General features: G+C 71.6%; 22 protein-coding genes. 13 read left to right on the top strand and 9 right to left on the bottom strand.

Annotation, left to right across the window (positions count from 1 at the left end; translation table 11 throughout):
* Positions 1 to 125: 125 nt before the first annotated feature.
* The 3 genes from ASG60_RS17435 to ASG60_RS17445 all read right to left on the bottom strand — a co-directional run bounded on the left by ASG60_RS17435 (position 126) and on the right by ASG60_RS17445 (position 2,742).
* Entirely contained in the window at positions 126 to 896 is a 771-nt protein-coding gene (locus ASG60_RS17435; protein ID WP_056361401.1) for an ATP-binding cassette domain-containing protein, read from the bottom strand.
* Positions 877 to 1,614 (bottom strand): ABC transporter permease subunit, encoded by a 738-nt coding sequence (locus ASG60_RS17440; RefSeq protein ID WP_056175267.1) that lies wholly within the window; start codon positions 1,612 to 1,614, stop codon positions 877 to 879. The genes ASG60_RS17435 and ASG60_RS17440 overlap by 20 nt, the downstream gene beginning before the upstream one ends.
* A 144-nt stretch (positions 1,615 to 1,758) precedes the next feature.
* Entirely contained in the window at positions 1,759 to 2,742 is a 984-nt protein-coding gene (locus tag ASG60_RS17445) for an ABC transporter substrate-binding protein (protein ID WP_056175271.1), read from the bottom strand.
* A 219-nt stretch (positions 2,743 to 2,961) separates the two neighbouring features.
* On the opposite strand from ASG60_RS17445, the gene ASG60_RS17450 reads away from it, so the two are divergent.
* Positions 2,962 to 3,339 carry a 4a-hydroxytetrahydrobiopterin dehydratase gene (locus ASG60_RS17450; protein WP_056175274.1) on the top strand — a complete coding sequence of 126 codons (378 nt, stop codon included), beginning with the start codon at positions 2,962 to 2,964 and terminating at the stop codon, positions 3,337 to 3,339.
* Positions 3,340 to 3,349: 10 nt separating this feature from the next.
* Here ASG60_RS17450 and ASG60_RS17455 read toward each other — a convergent pair whose 3' ends face one another.
* From ASG60_RS17455 to ASG60_RS17475, 5 genes are all read right to left on the bottom strand, one after another.
* Positions 3,350 to 3,571, bottom strand: coding sequence for a hypothetical protein (locus ASG60_RS17455; RefSeq protein ID WP_056175276.1), 222 nt, complete (start codon positions 3,569 to 3,571; stop codon positions 3,350 to 3,352).
* Positions 3,572 to 3,644: 73 nt separating this feature from the next.
* Positions 3,645 to 4,490, bottom strand: coding sequence for a metallophosphoesterase (locus ASG60_RS17460; RefSeq protein WP_056386861.1), 846 nt, complete (start codon positions 4,488 to 4,490; stop codon positions 3,645 to 3,647).
* Positions 4,491 to 4,558: 68 nt separating this feature from the next.
* A complete protein-coding gene (locus ASG60_RS17465) occupies positions 4,559 to 5,161 on the bottom strand; it encodes a cation transporter (RefSeq protein ID WP_056175282.1) in 603 nt (200 codons plus the stop codon).
* Between the two features lie 282 nt (positions 5,162 to 5,443).
* Positions 5,444 to 5,875 carry a hypothetical protein gene (locus ASG60_RS17470; RefSeq protein WP_056361405.1) on the bottom strand — a complete coding sequence of 144 codons (432 nt, stop codon included), beginning with the start codon at positions 5,873 to 5,875 and terminating at the stop codon, positions 5,444 to 5,446.
* Positions 5,876 to 6,042: 167 nt separating this feature from the next.
* Entirely contained in the window at positions 6,043 to 6,597 is a 555-nt protein-coding gene (locus tag ASG60_RS17475; RefSeq protein WP_056386863.1) for a hypothetical protein, read from the bottom strand.
* A gap of 269 nt (positions 6,598 to 6,866) precedes the next feature.
* Between ASG60_RS17475 and croR the strand changes: the two genes are divergently transcribed.
* The 11 genes from croR to ASG60_RS17530 all read left to right on the top strand — a co-directional run bounded on the left by croR (position 6,867) and on the right by ASG60_RS17530 (position 17,165).
* Positions 6,867 to 7,346, top strand: coding sequence for a 3-hydroxybutyryl-CoA dehydratase (gene croR / locus ASG60_RS17480; protein ID WP_056175651.1), 480 nt, complete (start codon positions 6,867 to 6,869; stop codon positions 7,344 to 7,346).
* An 82-nt stretch (positions 7,347 to 7,428) separates the two neighbouring features.
* Entirely contained in the window at positions 7,429 to 8,166 is a 738-nt protein-coding gene (locus ASG60_RS17485) for an RNA methyltransferase (protein WP_056261630.1), read from the top strand.
* 188 nt (positions 8,167 to 8,354) lie between these two features.
* Positions 8,355 to 9,947: a phytoene desaturase family protein gene (gene crtI / locus ASG60_RS17490; RefSeq protein ID WP_056386866.1), complete on the top strand. Its 1,593-nt coding sequence runs from the start codon at positions 8,355 to 8,357 to the stop codon at positions 9,945 to 9,947.
* On the top strand, positions 9,944 to 10,366 hold the full coding sequence (locus ASG60_RS17495) for a DUF2141 domain-containing protein (RefSeq protein ID WP_056386867.1): 423 nt from the start codon (positions 9,944 to 9,946) through the stop codon (positions 10,364 to 10,366). The genes crtI (ASG60_RS17490) and ASG60_RS17495 overlap by 4 nt, the downstream gene beginning before the upstream one ends.
* Positions 10,367 to 10,374: 8 nt before the next feature.
* A complete protein-coding gene (locus tag ASG60_RS17500) occupies positions 10,375 to 11,445 on the top strand; it encodes an ABC transporter ATP-binding protein (RefSeq protein ID WP_056386869.1) in 1,071 nt (356 codons plus the stop codon).
* The gene (locus ASG60_RS17505; protein WP_056175297.1) at positions 11,442 to 12,644 is read left to right on the top strand and encodes an ABC transporter permease; all 1,203 of its coding nucleotides are present in this window, start codon (positions 11,442 to 11,444) and stop codon (positions 12,642 to 12,644) included. The genes ASG60_RS17500 and ASG60_RS17505 overlap by 4 nt, the downstream gene beginning before the upstream one ends.
* A 64-nt stretch (positions 12,645 to 12,708) precedes the next feature.
* Complete coding sequence (locus tag ASG60_RS17510; protein WP_056386871.1) at positions 12,709 to 12,975, top strand: DUF433 domain-containing protein; 267 nt, start codon at positions 12,709 to 12,711, stop codon at positions 12,973 to 12,975.
* Positions 12,972 to 13,337 (top strand): DUF5615 family PIN-like protein, encoded by a 366-nt coding sequence (locus ASG60_RS17515; RefSeq protein WP_244473011.1) that lies wholly within the window; start codon positions 12,972 to 12,974, stop codon positions 13,335 to 13,337. The genes ASG60_RS17510 and ASG60_RS17515 overlap by 4 nt, the downstream gene beginning before the upstream one ends.
* 147 nt (positions 13,338 to 13,484) lie before the next feature.
* Positions 13,485 to 15,026: a phytoene desaturase family protein gene (gene crtI, locus ASG60_RS17520; protein WP_056386873.1), complete on the top strand. Its 1,542-nt coding sequence runs from the start codon at positions 13,485 to 13,487 to the stop codon at positions 15,024 to 15,026.
* A gap of 49 nt (positions 15,027 to 15,075) precedes the next feature.
* A complete protein-coding gene (locus ASG60_RS17525; RefSeq protein WP_056386997.1) occupies positions 15,076 to 15,846 on the top strand; it encodes a lysophospholipid acyltransferase family protein in 771 nt (256 codons plus the stop codon).
* 212 nt (positions 15,847 to 16,058) lie between these two features.
* Positions 16,059 to 17,165, top strand: coding sequence for a glycosyltransferase family 2 protein (locus tag ASG60_RS17530; protein ID WP_082531818.1), 1,107 nt, complete (start codon positions 16,059 to 16,061; stop codon positions 17,163 to 17,165).
* On the opposite strand, the gene cutA is transcribed toward ASG60_RS17530, so the two are convergent.
* Positions 17,144 to 17,479 (bottom strand): divalent-cation tolerance protein CutA, encoded by a 336-nt coding sequence (gene cutA, locus ASG60_RS17535; RefSeq protein ID WP_056175303.1) that lies wholly within the window; start codon positions 17,477 to 17,479, stop codon positions 17,144 to 17,146. The genes ASG60_RS17530 and cutA overlap by 22 nt on opposite strands.
* Before the next feature lie 122 nt (positions 17,480 to 17,601).
* Between cutA and ASG60_RS17540 the strand changes: the two genes are divergently transcribed.
* Positions 17,602 to 18,372 (top strand): NAD kinase, encoded by a 771-nt coding sequence (locus tag ASG60_RS17540; RefSeq protein WP_056261485.1) that lies wholly within the window; start codon positions 17,602 to 17,604, stop codon positions 18,370 to 18,372.
* Positions 18,373 to 18,416 lie beyond the last annotated feature (44 nt).

The raw sequence follows: 18,416 nt of genomic DNA on the forward strand, positions 1-18,416 counted from the left end.
GTATCGGTGGAAAGCCGCGGAACCCGCGCGACCCGTCACGTCCACGGGCGATGCGTTGTCTCGCCGCATCGGAGGCGCGGCGGCTTTTCCGGGGACGCCGACGCCTCCGCGGGCCCCTTGTCGGCTCAGACGGCGATGATGCCGGGGTAGCGGCCGGCCAGATCGGCCCGGGTCGCGTCCGCCCAGGGCCGGTCGCGGGCTTCGCGCGGGCGGTCCAGGGCCACGGTGGCGACGCGGCGCGCCGGTCGGGCCGACACCAGAACGAGCCGGTCGGCGATGGCGATGGCCTCGGCGACGTTGTGGGTCACCATCAGGACTCCCATGCCGGTTCCGGTGACGCTGTCGACGACCAGACCGCGCAGGGCCGCCGCCGAGGCGTCGTCGAGGGACACGAACGGTTCGTCGAGGACGAGGATGCGCGGGCTCTGGGCCAAGGCCCGCGCCAGGGCGACGCGCCGGGCCATGCCGAGGGACAGGGCGCCGGGATAGCGACGCCGCCACGGGGTCAGGCCGAGGGACTCGAACAGGGCATCGAGATCGCGGCCGCGCGCGGTGCGCGGCAGGGCGAGGCGCACGTTCTGCTCGACGGTGCGCCAGGGCAGCAGGCGCGGCTCCTGGAACACCATGGCGATGCCGGCGGTCTCCGGGTCGGGCGTCACGCTGCCGTCGTAGGCGGTGTCGAGGCCGAGCAGGATGCGCAGGGTCGTGGTCTTGCCCGCCCCCGAGGGGCCGATGAGGCAGGTGATCTCGCGCGCGTGAAGGGAGAAGCCCAAGTCCCGCACCGCCTCGACGGGCTCGGGGCCGCCGGCGCCGTAGATCTTGGAGCGGATGTCGACGGTGAGGGCCGCGGGCCCGGCGCCGCCGGCGGACATGGGCTCAGCGCCAGCGTCGGACATGGGCTTCGAGGCGCTGGAGGACGAGAATGTCGATGGCGATCATCACGCTCATGAACACGATGCTGTAGCCGACGATGGCGGCCACGTTCAGGCTCTGGACGAAGTAGTAGTTGATGGCGAAGCCGACCCCGTTGGGCCGTCCCAGCAGCTCGATCACCAGGACGATCTTCCAGGCCAGCGACAGACCGGAGCGGGCGGCCGCCACCACGAAGGGCTGGAGTTGGGGCACCAGCACGTGGGCGATCCAGGTGCGCCGGTCGAACCGGTAGGTCCGGGCCATCTCCTCCAGTTGCGGATCGAGGCCGCGCGCGCCCTCGCGCAGGATCACGGCGACGTTCGGCAGCTTGTTGAGCACCACGGCCAACACCGCCGCGCCCTCGTTGAGGCCGACCCAGATGTAGGCCAGCACGGTGATGACGAGCGCCGGGGTGTTGAGGAGGATGAGGAGCGGCGTGTCGAGGACGAGGTTGAGGCGCCGCGACCGCCCCAGCGCGATGCCGAGCAGCACGCCCAGTACCATGGCGAGCACGAAGGAGATCCCGACCCGCGCGAGGGTGATGCCGACGTTGGACCACAGGTCGCCCGAGGCGGATTCGCTCTGGATGAAGCTCAGGATCGCGAGGGGCGCCGGCAGCAGCCGCGAGCCGGCCGCGACGGCGGCCGCCTGCCACCCGGCCAGCAGGACGAGGACCGAGACGAGGCGGGTGGCGGTCCCCATGTCGCTAGAATCTCATCGTGCTAGGCAGGCTTCGCGGGAGTGGGCACCGGTTCTGCGTCGAGAACCCGAGTCGGTTCGCGTCGGGGCGCCGAAGCGAACCGGCTCAGAGAGGCGCAGAGCGGCTCCGGCGCGCGGTCGCGTGCGTCAGCCATTCGCCGTGCCGTCGTAGTACAGGTCCGGCGGCAGGGCGGTGCCGGCGCCGACGAGGCGCTCGCCCCCGAGCCGGGCCAGGACGCCGTAGAGACGCTCGCCGTCGGCGCGTTCGGCGGTGAGCGCCCGGCGCGGGATGCCGGCGAGGAAGTCGCGCTTCAGGGCCTCGAAGGTCGCCTCGTCCTCGGCCGCCATGAGGGGGCGGACCACGTCCCACGCCGAGGCGTCCTGGGCGAGCATGTCCTTGGCCGCCTTCGATGCGCGGGTGAAGCCCGCCACCGCCTCGGGCTTGGCCGAGACGGTCTCGCCCGCCAGGAGGTAGCCGATCAGCGCCATGGAGCCCGTGGCGCCGAAGGCCCGCATGATGTCGTCGGAGCCGATGATGCGCCGGAAGCCCTTCGGCTCCAGGCGCGCGCAATAGGTCCAGTACAGCAGGCCGGCGTCGAGTTCGCCCTGCTCGAGCTTGAGCGCCAGGAGGGGCGGCGCGCCGAACGCGATGGTGGCCTCGGTCTCGAGGTCGAGGCCGGCGGTGTCGCGGGCCTGGGCCTTGAGGAGGAGCCAGTTCTTGTCGAGCGGCCCGCCGGCGACGCCGATGCGCTTGCCCTTGAGGTCCTTGAGGGTGGCGATGGGACTCTTGCCCGGCACCATCAGGGACCCCTCGGTGGTGGAATAGGGAAAGAACCGCATGGCGCGGCCCTCGTTGCCGAGGCGGGCCGCCCACAGCAGGTCGCCCACGATGGTGTCGACCTGACCGCCCTGGAAGGCGATGCGGGCGGCATCGTTGCCGGCGAGCTTGACCACGTCGAGGGTGAAGCCGTTGGCCGTGTCCAGGCCGCGGGCCTTGATCACGGCGGCCTCCCACGACACCGTGCCGAAGGGCAGGCTGCCCACGGAAACCCTGGGGGGCGCGGCCCGGGCCGGGCGAGCGGCCAGGGGCAGCAATGCCGCCGTCGCGAGCAATCCGCGCCGTGACAGCATCGGCGGTCCCTCCCTTATTCTGTTGAGAGTCTCAATAGGATGTCCCGGTTCGGCCGTCCACCGGCGCGCCCGCGCCGGCGCTGAGGCGAAACGGCCCGCGCGTTTGCGCGGGCGTCCTTGTGCAGGTGTCCTCGCGCGGACGTCCTTGCACCCGCGCCCCGCCCGTCGCAGGGTCGCCGCCAGGCGCCCGGCCGACGCCGGGCCACGGGAGGATCCACCATGGCCGAACCGCGCGAACCCGTCCTCGACGACGCCACCATCGAGGCCCGCCTCGCCGGCGAGCTGCCGGCCTGGCGCCTCGAGGACGGCTGGATCAAGCGCACCTACAAGACCGCGAGCTGGAAGAGCACGCTCATGGTCATCAACACCGTGGGGCACCTCGCCGAGGCCGCCTGGCACCATCCCGACCTCACGGCCTCCTACGCCTGGGTCGAGGTGCGCCTGACCAACCACGCCGCCAAGGGCGTGACCGAGAAGGACTTCGCCCTGGCGCGCAAGATCGAGGAGGTGGTCGGCTGGCAGCCCGGCACGGAGGGCGGCGCCCTCGAGGGCACCCCGACGGACCCGCGCTTCGCCTACATCAAGCACGACAAGTAGGGCGCGCGTCTCACCGCTCCGCCTTCACCCGGCGGCACTCGGTCTTGAGGTAGGCGGTCTTCCCGACTTCGTCGCGAAGGTCCGTGCGGGCGATGATCTCCTGCCAGCCGTTGGTGCAGCCGAGCTCGTTGGCGACGCGGACCTTGCGGACCTCGCTCGCCCTGTCGTCGGTGCAGCCCTCGATGGGGATGCCGTTGGCGCAGACGAGGACGACGGCGATGAAGGCGTTCACGGGCGGGCTCCGGCTGACAGACGCATCATCGGGTACGCGCGGCGCCGCGCCCCGGTTTCAGCCGATCTCCGGGTCAGCCGATTTCCAGGATCGTGTCGGGCGAGAACGTGGCGCCCTCGACCGGGTTGGCGACCCAGCGGGTGCGCCCGACCCTGAGATCGTGGCCTGCGTGGAAATGACCCGAGATCCACACATCCGGGCGTGCGGCGTCGGGCAGGTCGTCCAGCACCGTGGTGGCGTAGAAGGCCGGCAGCCACCACGGCACGCCGGGCGCCCCGCGAAACGCATCCACCGCCGCCGTGCCGGCCGGGTGGTGGGTCACGCACACGCTCGGCCCGTCATGCGGCACCGACAGGGCCGCGACGAGCCCCGCCCGCTCGCGCTCATGCGCCGCCATGGCGTCCCGCGGCGACCACACCGAGCCGTCGCCGTTGCGGATGGCGCCGCGGAACTCGCGGGACCCGGTGACGGGGTCGGTCATGCGCGCGGCGGCGTAGGCGACGGGGTCGGCTGGCCGGTCCGGCGTCCCGGCGTCGCGCCAGCGCCCGGCGAGGCGCCAGTCGGTCCACAGGGTGGTGCCGGTGAAGCGCACCCCGTCGAGGATCACGGACGCGCCCCCCTGGAGCAGGTGGATGGTGTGCCCCGCCTCGTTAAGGCGCGCGACCTCGGCCTCCAGGGCGGCGAGGAGCTGGGGCGCCGTGCGACCGTCGCCCGTGGGGGCGTAGCGCTCGTGGTTGCCGGGCACCAGCACGATGGGCCGGCCCTGGGCCAGGGCCACCACGGCCGCCAGTCCCCGCTCGGGATGGCCCTCCCACAGGTCGCCGGCGCAGGCGAGGACATCGAAGGCGGGGCGCGGCAGGGGGATCACGTCGAGGCGGCGACGCTCGAGGTGGAGATCCGAGATCGGAAAGACGCGCATGGAGTTCTGGAGCCTCGGACTTTCAGGAAGCCGTCTTCACGCGACCGCCCGTGAGCGACCGTTCTGCCTCAAGCCACCGTTTTGGCCGCGCGCCATTCCGCGCGGGCCGCCCGGAGGATGTCCCCGGCCGAATCCGCGTTGAGGACGGCGATGCCGGCGGCGGCGACGAGGTCGGGCCAGGGGGACAGGGTCAGGGCGGTGACGAGGCCGGCGGCGATGATGGCGAGGTTGGCGTAGGCGTCGTTGCGGGCCGAAAGGTAGGCCGCCCGGGTCAGGCTGCCGCCGCCGTCGCGGTGGCGCGCCAGCATCGCCGCGCAGACGAGGTTGACGCCCAGAGCCGCGAGCCCCGTCAGGGTCAGCGCCAGAGGCGCCGGCGGGGTCAGGTCTGAAAACTTCTCGTAGGCCGCGTAGGCCGTGGCGAGGCCCGGAATCACCAGGATGCCGGCCAGCACCATGCCGAGGCGGGCCCGGTTGCGGACGCTCCAGCCGATCCCGGCGAAGATCAGCAGGTTGATGGCCGCGTCCTCGAGAAAATCGAGGCTGTCGGCGATGAGGGCGATGGAGCCGATGGCGAGCGCCACGGCGATCTCGATGCCGAAGAACCCGAGATTCAGGGCCGCCACCCGGGCGACGACGGGACGGAGCGCGGGGGTGGGCGCGGGCTTCATCACGCGGCCGGATCGATCGGGACGGGAGATTCGGTCACGGGGCCATCCCTGAAGCATCGTCCCCGAAGGCGTCGGTCGGCGTTCGGGACAGGACGAGGCCGAGCCGGCGTGCGCCTCATCTCATCTTGCGCCTCTTCGCCGATGCGCCGCGCCCTGTCGAGGGGGCGGCCGCCCTTCCCCGGAGACTTCTAACTACGGGAGACCTCCAACCATGGGAGATCTCGAATCGTGGGAGATCTCGAATCATGGAAGGGACCGGGGCGGGCCGGAGATCGGCGCGACCGATCAGGGGCCGCGCGCGATGCGCCGGTTGCGCACGTCCTTCAGCGCGCGCCGATGGGTTGGAGAGATCCCCGGCGGCGTCGGCGGCGGGGCCGGCTTCGGCAGGACGGGGGTCAGGGTCCGCACGCGAGACGACAGGGCCGGATGGACCGGTGCGCCCTGCGGCCGCCCGGGCGCCGGCCAGCCCATCGGGGCGGCTTCCCAATCGACCGTGATGGGCCTCGGCGCAGCGGGCCTGCGCGTTCGACCGGTGCGCCGCGGCTGCTGCGAACGGCACGCCGCGACCGTGAAGGCGACGAGGGAGCCGGCGAGGCAGGCGCAGGCGAGGACGAGGATGTCCGGCCTCGGCGTTTCGCTCACCATCAGGCCGACGAGCCCCGTCACCGAGAGCGCCGACCCGATATGCCGGGGTGCGAAGGGGTCGAAATCGGTCATGCCCGACACCCTCGGCCCTGGGGATCACGAAAGCGTGAAGTCAATCCTTCGAATTGTCCCGGCTCTTTCCCCGGTACCCTGGCGCACCGCGTCCATCCATCCCGCCTGCGCACACGTCGGTCTGGTCCCGTGGGCCGCAGGCGTCCTCCTCCTCCGGAGAAGAGGCCTCAGGGTTCGCGAAACCCCGTCGGCAAGCCGTCGAGGCTCACTGCATTCTTCTCGGCGCGATAGGCACGAAGCCCGGCTTCTCCCTTGGCCTCGGCCCAACGCGCGAGAACCGGGCGTTCGCCCGCGTACGCGAAGAGCGGGACGCCGTAGCCGCAGCTCGTCTGCACGAGGTCGATCGCGAGGGACACGACCTGACGGGCCCCGAGCGGTTCCACGCCTCCGTAGAAGCGGTCGAGAAACCCCGCGTAATCCGATGACCCCCGGAACGCGACGCGGCCTTTTCCATAGAGCCGAAGAATCGACGGCGGGCCGTCGAACGCGCAGAACATGAGGGTCACCGGGCCGTAGGCCCTCACATGGGCGGCCGTTTCGCTGCCGCTGCCGGTCAGGTCCAGATAGGCGACATGGTTCGGGTCGAGCACATGAAGGTGTTCGGTCGGCCGGGGCGAGATGTTGGTGCGCGCGCCCAATGCCCCGGAGCCGGTGAAGAAGATCTTCTGCGATGCGATGAAGTGCTGATGCGTGTCCTCCATCGCGGGGAACTGCTTCGCCATGCTGGCCTCGTCGATCGGTTCGCTGTCCGGCAGAGTTTGCGCACGAAGAGCCACCCGTGCGGCGCCATCGTGGCAGACCCAGGGTCGTCTCCGTCACGTGCCGCGGTGTCCGTGAAGGCTCGACCGGTTCGGGTGAATACGGGCCGCGCGGCGGTCCGAGACTGGATTTGGCCGCGCGCCTGTGCGAGGCGAGCGTGACCTGCCGCGCGTCCCCGGACGTGCCGCCGACGCATGCGTGCCACAAACGGAACGAGACGGGGGAACTGCCCATGATGCCAGAACTGCGCGTCCTGTACTTCGAGGACCTCGAAGTCGGCCTGTCCGAGACCCTCAACAAGGAGATCTCGTCCTCCGACGTGGTGGGCTTCGCCGAGATCACCGGCGACCGCAACCCGATCCACCTGTCCGAGCACTTCGCGGCCCGTACGCCGTTCGGCACCCGCATCGCCCACGGCCTCTACACCGCCGGCCTGATCTCGGCGGTGCTCGGCACCCGCCTGCCCGGCCCCGGCGCCATCTACATCAGCCAGACCCTGAACTTTCGCGCGCCCGTTCGGATCGGCGACACGGTTCAGGTCACCGTCGAGGTGGCCGAACTCGTGCCCGAGCGCCGCCGCGCCCGCCTCAAATGCACCTGCTCCGTCGCCGGCGAGATCGTGCTGGACGGCGAGGCCCTGGTGAAGGTGCCGACCAAGGCCGAGGCCGACCCCCTCGCCATCCGCATGGGCGGCCGCCCGCCGAGCGCCTGACCCGGCCGCACCCCCGACCCGGCCCGTGACCCCGATCCCCATCGACAGCCCGGCCGACGCGCGCCTCGCCCCCTACACGGCCATGCGCGAGCGCGATCTCGTCGGGCGCGCGGGCCGCTTTATCGTCGAGGGCGACGTCACCCTTCGGGTGATGGTTTCGCAGAAGGCGCGGTTCTCGCTGGAATCGATCCTGCTGTCTCCGGAGCGGGTGTCGGGCTTGGCCGACATTCTGCCCGATGCCGTCCCGGTCTACGTGGCCGACAAGGCCGTGATGAGCGCCATCACGGGGTTTCCGATCCATCGCGGCGTTCTGGCGGTGGGGCTGCGCGGCCTGGAGGGCGCCCTCGCGGTGCCGCCCGCCCCGGCGCCGGCCCTCGTCGTCGGCCTCGTCGGATTGACCAATCACGACAATGTCGGCGGCCTGTTCCGCAACGCCGCCGCCTTCGGGGCCGACGCGGTGCTCCTCGACGCCGACACCTGCGATCCCCTCTACCGCAAGGCGATCCGGGTCTCGGCCGGCGCGGCGCTCACGGTGCCGTTCGGGCGCCTGCCCGACGGTGCCGCCTGTCTGGCCTTCGCGCACCATCACGGCCTCGTGCCCCTGGCGCTCAGCCCCGCCGGGGGCGAGACCCTGTCCGACCTGACGCCGCCGCCCCGCGCCCTCCTGCTCCTCGGCACGGAAGGCCCCGGCCTGCCCGAGGCGCTCATGGCCCGCGCCCGGACCATCCGCATCGCCATGGCGCCCGGCTTCGATTCCCTCAACGTCGCCACCGCCGGGGCGCTCGCCCTGCACCACCTCGCCGCGCACCGGTTGGGATGATGGCATTCCGCTCGATTTTCCACGGGCGCAGCCCCGAATCACCCCCCGCACCGGCACGCGACAATCCGTGGCTCTTGCCCTGCCGGTCGCTACGCTCAAGATTGCACCCGTGTGCCGGTCGGTGTGCGTGGTAAAGCCGGATCGGGCCAGGGGGCGTGATCCAGGCGATCGATGGGGAGTTGTGAGCGTTGCTGCAGTCACGGGATGGCTTGCGGACTTTGTCCGGACGCCGGGTCATCATCGTCGGCGCCGGTCCCGGCGGCCTCGCCACGGCCCTGCTGCTGGCGCGGGCGGGCGTCCACGTCACGCTCCTCGAAAAGGACCCGGCGGTAGGCGGCCGGACCAAGACCGTCGAGGCACCGGGCGGGTACCGCTTCGACATCGGACCGACCTTCTTCCTCTATCCACAGATTCTCGCCGACATCTTCGAGTCCTGCGGTGAGCGGCTTGAGGACCACGTCAAGCTCGAACGTCTCGATCCGCAATACCACCTCGTCTTCGAGGAGAATGGCGGGATCTCGGGCACGATCCAGGCCACCAACGACATGGCGCGCCTGGAGGCCGAGGTCGCTCGCATCGCGCCGGACGACGCCAAGAACGTCCGAAAGTTCTTCTCCGACAACCGGGTCAAGCTGAAGTTCTTCAAGCCGGTGCTTGAGCAGGCGTTCCACACCCTGCGCAGCATGGCCTCCCCGGCGATGATCGCCGCCCTGCCCCACCTCCATCCGGGGCGCAGCGTCGACAAGGACCTGCAGCGCTACTTCGCCGATCCGCGCGTGCGCCTCGCCTTCGCGTTCCAGACCAAATACCTCGGCATGTCGCCGTTCCGGTGCCCGAGCCTGTTCACCATCCTGTCGTTCCTCGAATACGAGCACGGCGTCTATCACCCCGTCGGCGGCTGCGGCGCCGTCTCGGAGGCCATGGCGGGCCTGGCGCGCCGCATGGGCGTCGACATCCGCCTCGGCGCCAGCGTCGACCGGGTGCTGTTCGAAGGCAAGAAGGCCTGCGGCGTCGTCTGTGGCGGGGAGACGATCCACGCCGACGCGGTGGTGATCAACGGCGATTTCGCCAAGGTGATCCAGGATCTGGTCCCCCAGTCGCACCGCCCGCGCTGGCGCGACGCCAAGATCGAAAAGGCGCGCCTCTCGTGCTCGACCTTCATGCTCTATCTCGGGATCGAGGGCCCGGCGCCGGAGGCGCTCGGCCATCACACGATCCTGTTGTCGGAGGATTACGCCCGCAACATCCGCGAGATCACCGGTGGCACCCTGCCGATGCAGCCCTCGCTCTACGTCCAGCACGCCGGCTTCACCGACGGCGGCATGGCGCCCCCCGGCCACACCAGTCTCTACGTCCTCGTGCCGGTGCCGAACCTCAAGGCCGACATCGACTGGGCGACCACGCGGCAGACCTATCGCCGCCTCGTCCTCGACCGCTTGAAGATCCTCGGCCTCGGCGACATCGAGGAGCGCATCCGCTACGAGCGCATCGTCGACCCGACGGAGTGGCGCGACGACTTCTTCGTCCACGAAGGCGCCACCTTCAACCTGGCCCACGACCTGATGCAAATGCTCTACTTCCGCCCGCACAACCGCTTCGGGCCCGGCCTCTACCTCGTCGGCGGCGGCACCCATCCGGGCTCGGGCCTGCCGGTGATCTACGAGGGCGCGCGCATCACCGCCCGCCTGCTCATCGAGGAGTTGTCGGCCGGCCGCGTCGGCGCAGAAGCGGCCGGCGTGCCGACTACGGCGCCGCTCGCCACCTCCGGCGACGCCGCGTGAGGCGCGTTCTCTTTGCGCTCGCGGCCAGTCTCGTCGCCGGTCCCGCCCTCGCGGCCACCGTCGAGGTGACCGTGGACGGGATCGAGCCGGTGCCCTCGACGCTCTACGTCGCCCTGTGCCAGGACGGCCTGTCGGAGGCCGAGTGCCGGATCGGGCAGAATGCGCCCGTCCGAAGCACGAGCCAGCGCGCGGTGTTCGAGGATGTGGCGCCCGGCACCTACGCCGTCGCGGCGTTCCAGGACCAGAACGGCGACCGCCGCCTCGACCGCACCGGCCTCGGCCTGCCCACCGAGCCCTACGGCTTCTCCGGGGCGCCCGAGCGCACGGCCCGGCCGGATTTCGCCCGTGCCCAGATCGCCGTGCGCGAGCCCGGGCTGGCCCTGCGCGTGCGCCTGGTCCGCGCCCTGCCCCGCCGCTGACCGCCCCCGTGCCGTCCGACGCACCCCTGGTCGTGGTCCGGGGGGCCACCCTGAACTACCGCGACCGGCGCGTCCTCGACGGCGTCGACCTCGACCTGTGCGCCGGCCGCACCGTGGCGCTGCTCGGCCCCAACGGGGCCGGCAAGACCTCTCTCATGCGCCTCGTCGCCGGGCGCCTCGCCCCGCAGGCCGGCAGCGTGCGCATCGCCGGGTGCGATCCGTTCGCGACCCACGCCGCCCGCCGGGCCATCGGCTGGGTGCCCCAGGACATCGCCCTCTATCCCCGCCTCACGGTGGCGGAGAACCTCGACGTGTTCGCCCGCCTCGCCGGCCTCTCGCGGCACGCGCGCCGCGCCGCCGTGGCGGAGGCTCTCGACCTCACGGACATCGCCGACGTCGCCGGGCGCCCCGTCGGCCTGCTGTCGGGGGGCTACCAGCGCCGGGTCAACATCGCCGCGAGCCTCATGGCCCGGCCCCGCCTCGTTCTCCTCGACGAGCCGACGCAGGGGGTCGATCTCCACGCCCGCGCGGCGATTCACGCCGTGCTGGAGCGCCTGCGCCGCGAGGGCGCCGCCCTCCTCGTCGCCACCCACGACTTCGCCGAGGCCGAGCGCCTCGCCGACCGGGCGGCCTTCCTCGCGCAAGGCCGCATCGTACGCGAGGGCGCCCTGCCCGACCTCCTGGCCCGCCTCCGCGACGGCGCCCCCGAGCACGAGATCGCGTTGTCCAGCCCCGCCCTGGGCCCCGCCGAAGCGGCCCTGCGGCGCGCCGGATTCGGCCCCGTGGACACCGGCCTGACCTGGCGGGCGCATCCGGGCGCCGGCTCGCGCCTCGAAGCCGCCGGCCAGCGCCTCGAAGCCGCCGGCCAGCGCCTCGAAGCCGCCGGCCAGTGCCTCGAAGCCGCCGGCCCGCGCCTCGACGCCGCCGGCCTGCTCACCGCCCTGCGGGCCGAGGGCGTGCCCGTCGCGGAGATCCGCATCCGCGCGCCCGGCCTCGAGGCGGTCTACCGCGACGCCCTCGGCCTGTGGGACCCGGCCGACCCCGTCCGCCTTCGCCGCCAGGAGAGCGTCGCGTCATGATCGCCGCCGCCTTCCGGGTGATGCTGCTCGGCCTCGTGCGCGACCGCGCCGCCCTGGTCATGGCCTTCGTGCTGCCGACCGTGATCTTCGTGATCTTCGCCGCGATCTTCTCCGGCGCGATCGGCGAGCGCATCCGCATCCATCTCGGTCTCGTCGACCTCGCCCGGACGGCGACGACGGAGCGCCTCGTCACCGCCCTGGAGGCCGACCCGACGCTTCGGATCGCCCGCCTGTCCGTCAGCGACGTCGCGGGGGCCACCGCCGCCGTGCGCCGGGGCGAGGTCGACGTCGCCCTGGTCCTGCGCGGCGACCTCGATGCCGCCCCGGCCGGCGCCGCCCCGGCCGACCAGCCCGTGGTGCTCGTCGAGAACCCCGCGCGGGCGCTGGCCACCCCCATCGCGCTCGGCCAGTTCCAGCGGGTGCTGAACGCGGCCCTGCCGGACGTGGTGCTGGCCCGGATCGTCGCCGACGTGGAGCGGACGGGCAAGATCGGCGCCGACGAGCGCGCCTTCCTGACCCAGGCCTTCGCCGAGCAGCGCGCCCGCAAGGAGCCGTTCTCCTTCGCGTCCCTGGTGGAGCTGCGCACCACGGCCACGGGCGGCGGCAACGACCGGGTGAGCTACTACGCGGGCGCCATCGCGGCGGTGTTCCTGCTGTTCGCCGCCATGCAGGGGGCGATGTCCCTGGTGGAGGAGCGCCAGGGCGGCCTCGCCGACCGCCTCACCGCGGCGCCCGGCGGCCTCGCCGTCATCGTGCTCGGCAAGTTCGCCTTCCTGGTCGTCCAGGGCATGCTCCAGGCCGGGCTGATCTTCGCCGCCGCGAGCCTCCTGCACGGCGTCGACCTGAAGCCCCACTGGGGGGCGTGGCTCGTCACCACGTTCCTCGTCGCCGCCATGGCGGCCGGACTGGCGCTGGCCGCCTGCGCCGCCGCCGCCACCCGCCAGCAGGCGCACCTCGCCTCGACCTTCGGTGTCCTCCTGCTCTCGGCCGTGGGCGGCAGCATGGTCCCGCGCTTCCTCATGCCGCCCTGGCTGCAGCAGGCGGGCTGGTTCACCCCCAACGCCTGGGCCATCGAGGCCTACCAGACCGCGCTCGGTGAAGGCGTCTCCGCCGCCCTGCCCGCCTGGGGCGTGATGATCGCGGTCGCGGCGGTGAGTTTGGTGGCGGCCGTGGGGCTGGTTTCGCGCCGGGTGACGTGAGTGGGGCTCCCGTTGAAGTTGTGGCGCACACGTGGCATCGTGCGCGACGATGATGGAGCCTTCGATGGCCGATTCCCGCTTCCGATCGATCGAGTCCGCGCTGACGGACATCGTCAGGGATGAACGTATCCTCGGGGGAACACCCGTGCTGGCGGGCACGCGTATTTCGGCCGAGACCATCGCCGCCTATCTTCGCGTCGGCCACACGCCCCTGGAGATCCGGGCCGATTATCCCGCCCTGCCGGCCGATGGGATCGCGGCTGTCGAGGCCTGGGCCGCCGTCGAATACGGGTCCGATTGGAAGTCCGCGGTGGTCAACGCCCGCGCGTGATCCGACTGCTGATCGACGAATGTCTCTCGACCGCCCTCGTGGCCGTCGCCCGCGAATGCGGTTACTCCGTCGATCATGTCAGCTACCTGGGCCTCGCGGGGTATCAGGATCGGAGCCTGATCCCCGTGATCGAAGCGGGCGATTATTGCTTCGTCACCAACAACCGCTTGGATTTCCTGCGTCTCTATGGGCGCCAATCCTTGCACAACGGCTTGATCGTGATCGTGCCGAACACCCACCGCAGGGCACAGATCGAACTCTTCGGACGCGTGCTCGATGCCCTGAGCGATGGACTCGATCTCATCAATCATGTTCTGGAGATCGAGGCCGACGGCCGCATCACCTACGCTCCTCTACCGTGACAGGGCTAATCTAAGACAGGGCCAAGCGTCGGATCGTCGGTCGCGCCTCCACGCCGCCGCGACGGGGTAACGCGTTGACCCCCGTCGCCGGCGGCCTAGCTTCAATCGTACAGAGCGGCTTTCGTCCGCACCGGGAGTAACGTGAACATGCGGGCTGGGTCTTCGGTCGCCGTCGTCGGCGCGGGGTTGGGTGGCCTCGCGGCGGCCTGCGTGAGTGCGGCGCGCGGCCACACGGTCACGCTCTACGACAAGAACGAGTGGCTCGGCGGCAAGGCGGCGGTGCTGCACGAGGGCGGGTTCCGGTTCGACATGGGACCGACCATCCTCACGGTACCGAAGGTGCTGGAGCGCATCTTCCAGGAGGCCGGGCGCGACATCCGCGACTACCTCGACCTGCGCCGCCTCGATCCGCAATGGCGCTGCTTCTTCGACGACGACACCCGCATCGACCTCATGGCCGATGTGCCCACCATGGCGGCCTCCATGGACCGGTTCGCCCCGGGCACGGGCGCCGGGGAGGGCTACACGAAGTTCATCGAGATCTCCGAGCACCTGCACGGCGTCTCGAACAAGTTCTTCTTCTGGAAGGCGGTGGAGGACCTGTTCGACACCATCGACATCCGGGCCAACATGAACCCCGGGACCCTGCGGGACGTGCTGTCCCTGCGCATGGGCTCCTCGGTGGCCGGCACCATCCGGTCCAAGGTCAAGGACGCGCGCCTCGCCCAGATGCTCGACCACTTCGTGCAGTATGTCGGCTCGTCGCCCTACGGCGCGCCGGCGGTGCTCTGCGCCATCGCCCACATGCAGACGGCCGAAGGCGTGTGGTACCCCATGGGCGGCACCCGCGCGGTGGCCGAGGCGTTGTCGAAGCTCGCCGGCGAGCTCGGCGCCACCCTGCGGCCGGGCGACGAGGTCACGGGCATCGCCATCGAGAACGGCGCCGTTAAGGGCGTGCGGACCGCCGCCGGCACCACCCCGTTCGACGCCGTGATCTCCAACATGGACAGCGTGCGGACCTACCGCGAGCTCGTCGGCGGCGCCGTCGGCAAGGCCTACGAGAAGAAGTCCTTCGAGCCGGCCTGCTCGGGCGTGGTGCTCTACCTCGGTCTCAACAAGCGCTACGACCACCTCAGCCACCACGACTTCGTCTTCTCCCGCAACCCGGAGGAGGAGTTCGACTACATCTACCGCAAGGGCGAGCCGGCGCCGGATCCGACGGCCTACCTCGCCGCCCCCTCCTCCACCGATCCGAGCGTGGCGCCGGAGGGCGGCGAGGCCCTCTACGTCCTCGTCCACACGCCCTACCTGCGGCCGCATCACGACTGGTCGAAGATGTTCCCGGCCTACCGGCAGGTGATTTTGGACAAGCTGAAGCGCACGGCCGGCATGCCGGACCTGGAGGAGCGCATCGTCGTCGAGCGCCACCTCACGCCGCAGGACATCCACGAGCGCTACAAGGTCTTGAACGGGGCGATCTACGGCCTCGCCTCCCACGGCAAGTTCATGGGCGCGTTCAAGCCCGGCAACCGATCGCGGCAGGTGCGGGGGCTCTACCTCGCCGGCGGCGCGGCTCATCCCGGCCCCGGCATGCCCATGGTGATGATGTCGGGCTGGATCGCGGCCGACGCCCACGATACCGATTCCCAGACGATCGCGTCCCTCGAAGGGAACCGGGCGAGCGCTTAGGGACCGGACGGTGTCGGCCCCGGCCCGCTCGCGGTTCGTATGGCGGTTCATGGTCGGTTATTTCGACCGGTTCCTGCGCCGCCACATGAACGCCCTGCGCCTCGCGCGCTGGGGCGTGCCGGATTGCGCCGGCCATCCCGGGCCCGTCGTGGTCTATTGCAACCACCCGGCCTGGTGGGATGCCGCCGTGGTGATCCTGCTCGCCGGGCGGCTGTTTCCGAAGCGCGCGAGCTACGCGCCGTTCGATGCCCGGATGCTGGCGCGCTACGCGATCTTCGCCCGCATCGGTGCCTTCCCGGTGGACCTCGACTCGGCGCGCGGCGCGGCCCAGTTCCTCCGCTCATCGCGAAACATCCTGGCGCAGCCGGATGCGATGATGTGGATCACCGCGCAGGGGCGCTTCGCCGACGTCCGCGCTCGGCCCCTGGACCTCCGGGGCGGCGTCGCCCGCCTGCCCGAACTCGGACCCGACACCCTGTTCGTGCCCCTCGCCCTCGATTACGCCTTCTGGGAGGAGCGCGGCGCCGAGGCCTGCGCCGCCTTCGGCCCGCCGATCCGGGCTTGCGACCTCCAGGCCCTCCCCCGGCCCGAGCGCCTCGCCCGCATGGAGGAGGCGCTGACGGCGACCCTCGACCGCCTCGCCGCCGACGTCATCGCCCGTGACCCCGCCCGCTTCACCGCCCTCGTCTCGGGCGCCAAGGGGGTCGGGGGCGTGTACGATTGGGGACGGCGCCTGCGCGCGGCCCTGACGGGGCGCCGCTTCGAGCCCGCCCACCGAGTCGAGGAAGATCTGTTGCGCGAGAAAGACCGCACACTGTGATCCTCGCCCTCGCGATCGCTTCGGTGCTGCTTGCCCTCCTGCCGGTTATTCTCACCGCCGTGAACCTGTTCGCCCTGCGCACGCCGGTGCCCGACACCGCTCGCCTTCCGGCGTCGGGCGGGAGTCACGGGTCCCCACACCTTCCAGGAGAGGGACAGGGTGAGGTGTGTGGATTGTCCGGAGATGTCCCACACCTCACCCCAGCCCTCTCCTTGCAGGAGAGGGGGGCGGTCGCGGCTCACGGCGCCCCATCGCCGACGTCTGAATCCCATCAGCCGGGCGCTGACAACGAAGCGCCCCGCGTGTCGATCCTCATCCCGGCCCGGGACGAGGCCGCCACCATCGCCCACACCGTGCGGGCGGCGCTCGCCAGCACGGGCGTCGCCATCGAGGTGCTGGTGGGCGACGACCATTCCACCGACGCCACCGCCGCCATCGTGCGCGACATCGCCGCCACCGACCCGCGCCTGCGGCTCGTGGCGATCCCGCCCCTGGCCGAGGGCTGGACGGGGAAGAATCACGCCTGCGCCGTGCTGGCCGGGGCGGCACGCGGGGCGCACCTGCTGTTCATCGACGCCGACGTGACCCTAGCGCCGGCGGCGGCGGCGGCGCTGGCCGCCTACGCCGTCCGCACGGAGTCCGCCCTCGTCAGCGCGGTGCCGCGTCAGCGCATGGGGACGCTCGGCGAATGGCTCACGGTGCCGATGATCGGCTTCCTCCTCGTGGGCTACCTGCCGGTGCCGATGATGCGCGCCTCCCTCCGCGCGTCCCTCGGGGCTGCCTGCGGCCAGCTCGTCCTCGTCGACCGGTCGGTCTACGCCGCCACCGGCGGGCACGGCGCCATCCGGGGCTTCCTCCACGACGGCGTGCTGCTGGCCCGCACCTTGCGCGGGGCGGGCCACCGCACCGATCTCGTGGCCGGGCACGCGCTCGCCACCTGCCGGATGTACCGGACCTGGCGCGAGTGCTGGGCCGGCTTCTCGAAGAACGCCCACGAGGGCATGGCGACGCCGCGCGCCTTGCCCGTCTGGACCGGGCTGCTGTTCACCGCCCACATCCTGCCGGTGCTGCTGCTGGTCCTGTTCGGCTTCGGCCTCGTCGCGCCCGGGGCGGCGGCCCTCGCGCTCGTCGCCTTCCTGTTCTCCCTCGGCACGCGCGCCGCGATCACGCGCGCCATGCGCGAGCCCCTCGTGACGATCCCGCTGCATCCCGTCGCCGTCGCCGTCGCCCTGGCGATCCAGTGGAACGTGCTCCTGCGCCGCAAGGCCGCCGGCGCCGCCGTGTGGAAGGGCCGGAGCTACCCGCTGAACGGGGCCTGATCCGTCTCTTCGGCGATCCACGCCGCCGTGTCCGGGTCGGCGCCCACCACCGGAAGATGTAGGATGATCGGCGTCTCGTAGGGGTGGCGTTCCTTGAGGGCGGCACTGAGCGGCTCGGCCAGGGCCTCGCGGCTCTTGATCAGGGCCACCACCTCGTCGGCCCGCTCCACCGCGCCCTTCCAAGCATAGACCGAGCGCATCCCCGGCAGCACGTTGACGCAGGCCGCCAAACGCAGGCGCACCAGGGCCTCGCCGACGGCGAGCGCCATCTCGGCATCCGGGAAGGTGGTGTAGACGAGGAGTGGACGCTCCATGCTATGGGTCCTCCAGCGATGGGTCTCGTGATCGCGCAGCGGCGGGTGTGCCGGCCACCGGCGCGTCCCGTGGCGCGATGCGACGCCGAGCGTGGTTGGGTCAACAGGACGGACGAGGGTTCATGTCGCGGCGTTTCAACACGATCGCGTTCATCGCGAGCCCGACGCCGGATGCGCGCCAGGCGGCCGACGCCCTGATGCGCCGCTACGACCACGTGCCGCCCGAGGAGGCGGACGTGGTGGTGGCGCTGGGCGGCGACGGCCTCATGCTCCAGGCGCTCCACCGCTTCATGGATGCCGGCACGCCGATCTACGGCATGAACCGCGGCACCGTCGGCTTCCTCATGAACGAGTACCGCGAGGAGGACCTCCTCGAACGGCTGGAGAACACCAAGCGCAGCCGCATCCATCCGCTGCTGATGGAGGCCGTGGACACGGAGGGGCGCCGACACCGGGCGCGGGCTCTCAACGAAGTCTACATGCTGCGCCAGACCCATCAGACGGCGAAGCTGCGGATCTCCGTCGACGGCCACGTGCGCCTGCCCGAACTCATCGCCGACGGGGTTCTGGCGGCGACGCCGGCCGGCTCCACCGCCTACAACCTGTCCGTGGGCGGCCCGATCCTGCCCCTCAACGCCCGCCTGCTGGCGCTGACGCCGATCTCGTCCTTCCGCCCGCGCCGCTGGCACGGGGCCCTCCTGCCCGATCACGCCCGCATCTTCATCGAGGTGCTCGACGCCGAGCACCGGCCCGTGGCGGCGGTGGCCGACCACACGGAGTTTCGCCGGGTCGCCACCGTGGAGACTTGGCTCGACCACGCCACCAACCTCGTGCTCCTGCACGACCCCGGCCACAGCCTCGACGAGCGGATCCTGCGCGAGCAGTTCGGCTGACGCCTGGGACGGTCTGCCGTTCGGCCGAGGCGCCGGTTCCCCGG

The sequence above is a fragment of the Methylobacterium sp. Leaf469 genome, assembly GCF_001424745.1.
Taxonomy (GTDB): domain Bacteria; phylum Pseudomonadota; class Alphaproteobacteria; order Rhizobiales; family Beijerinckiaceae; genus Methylobacterium.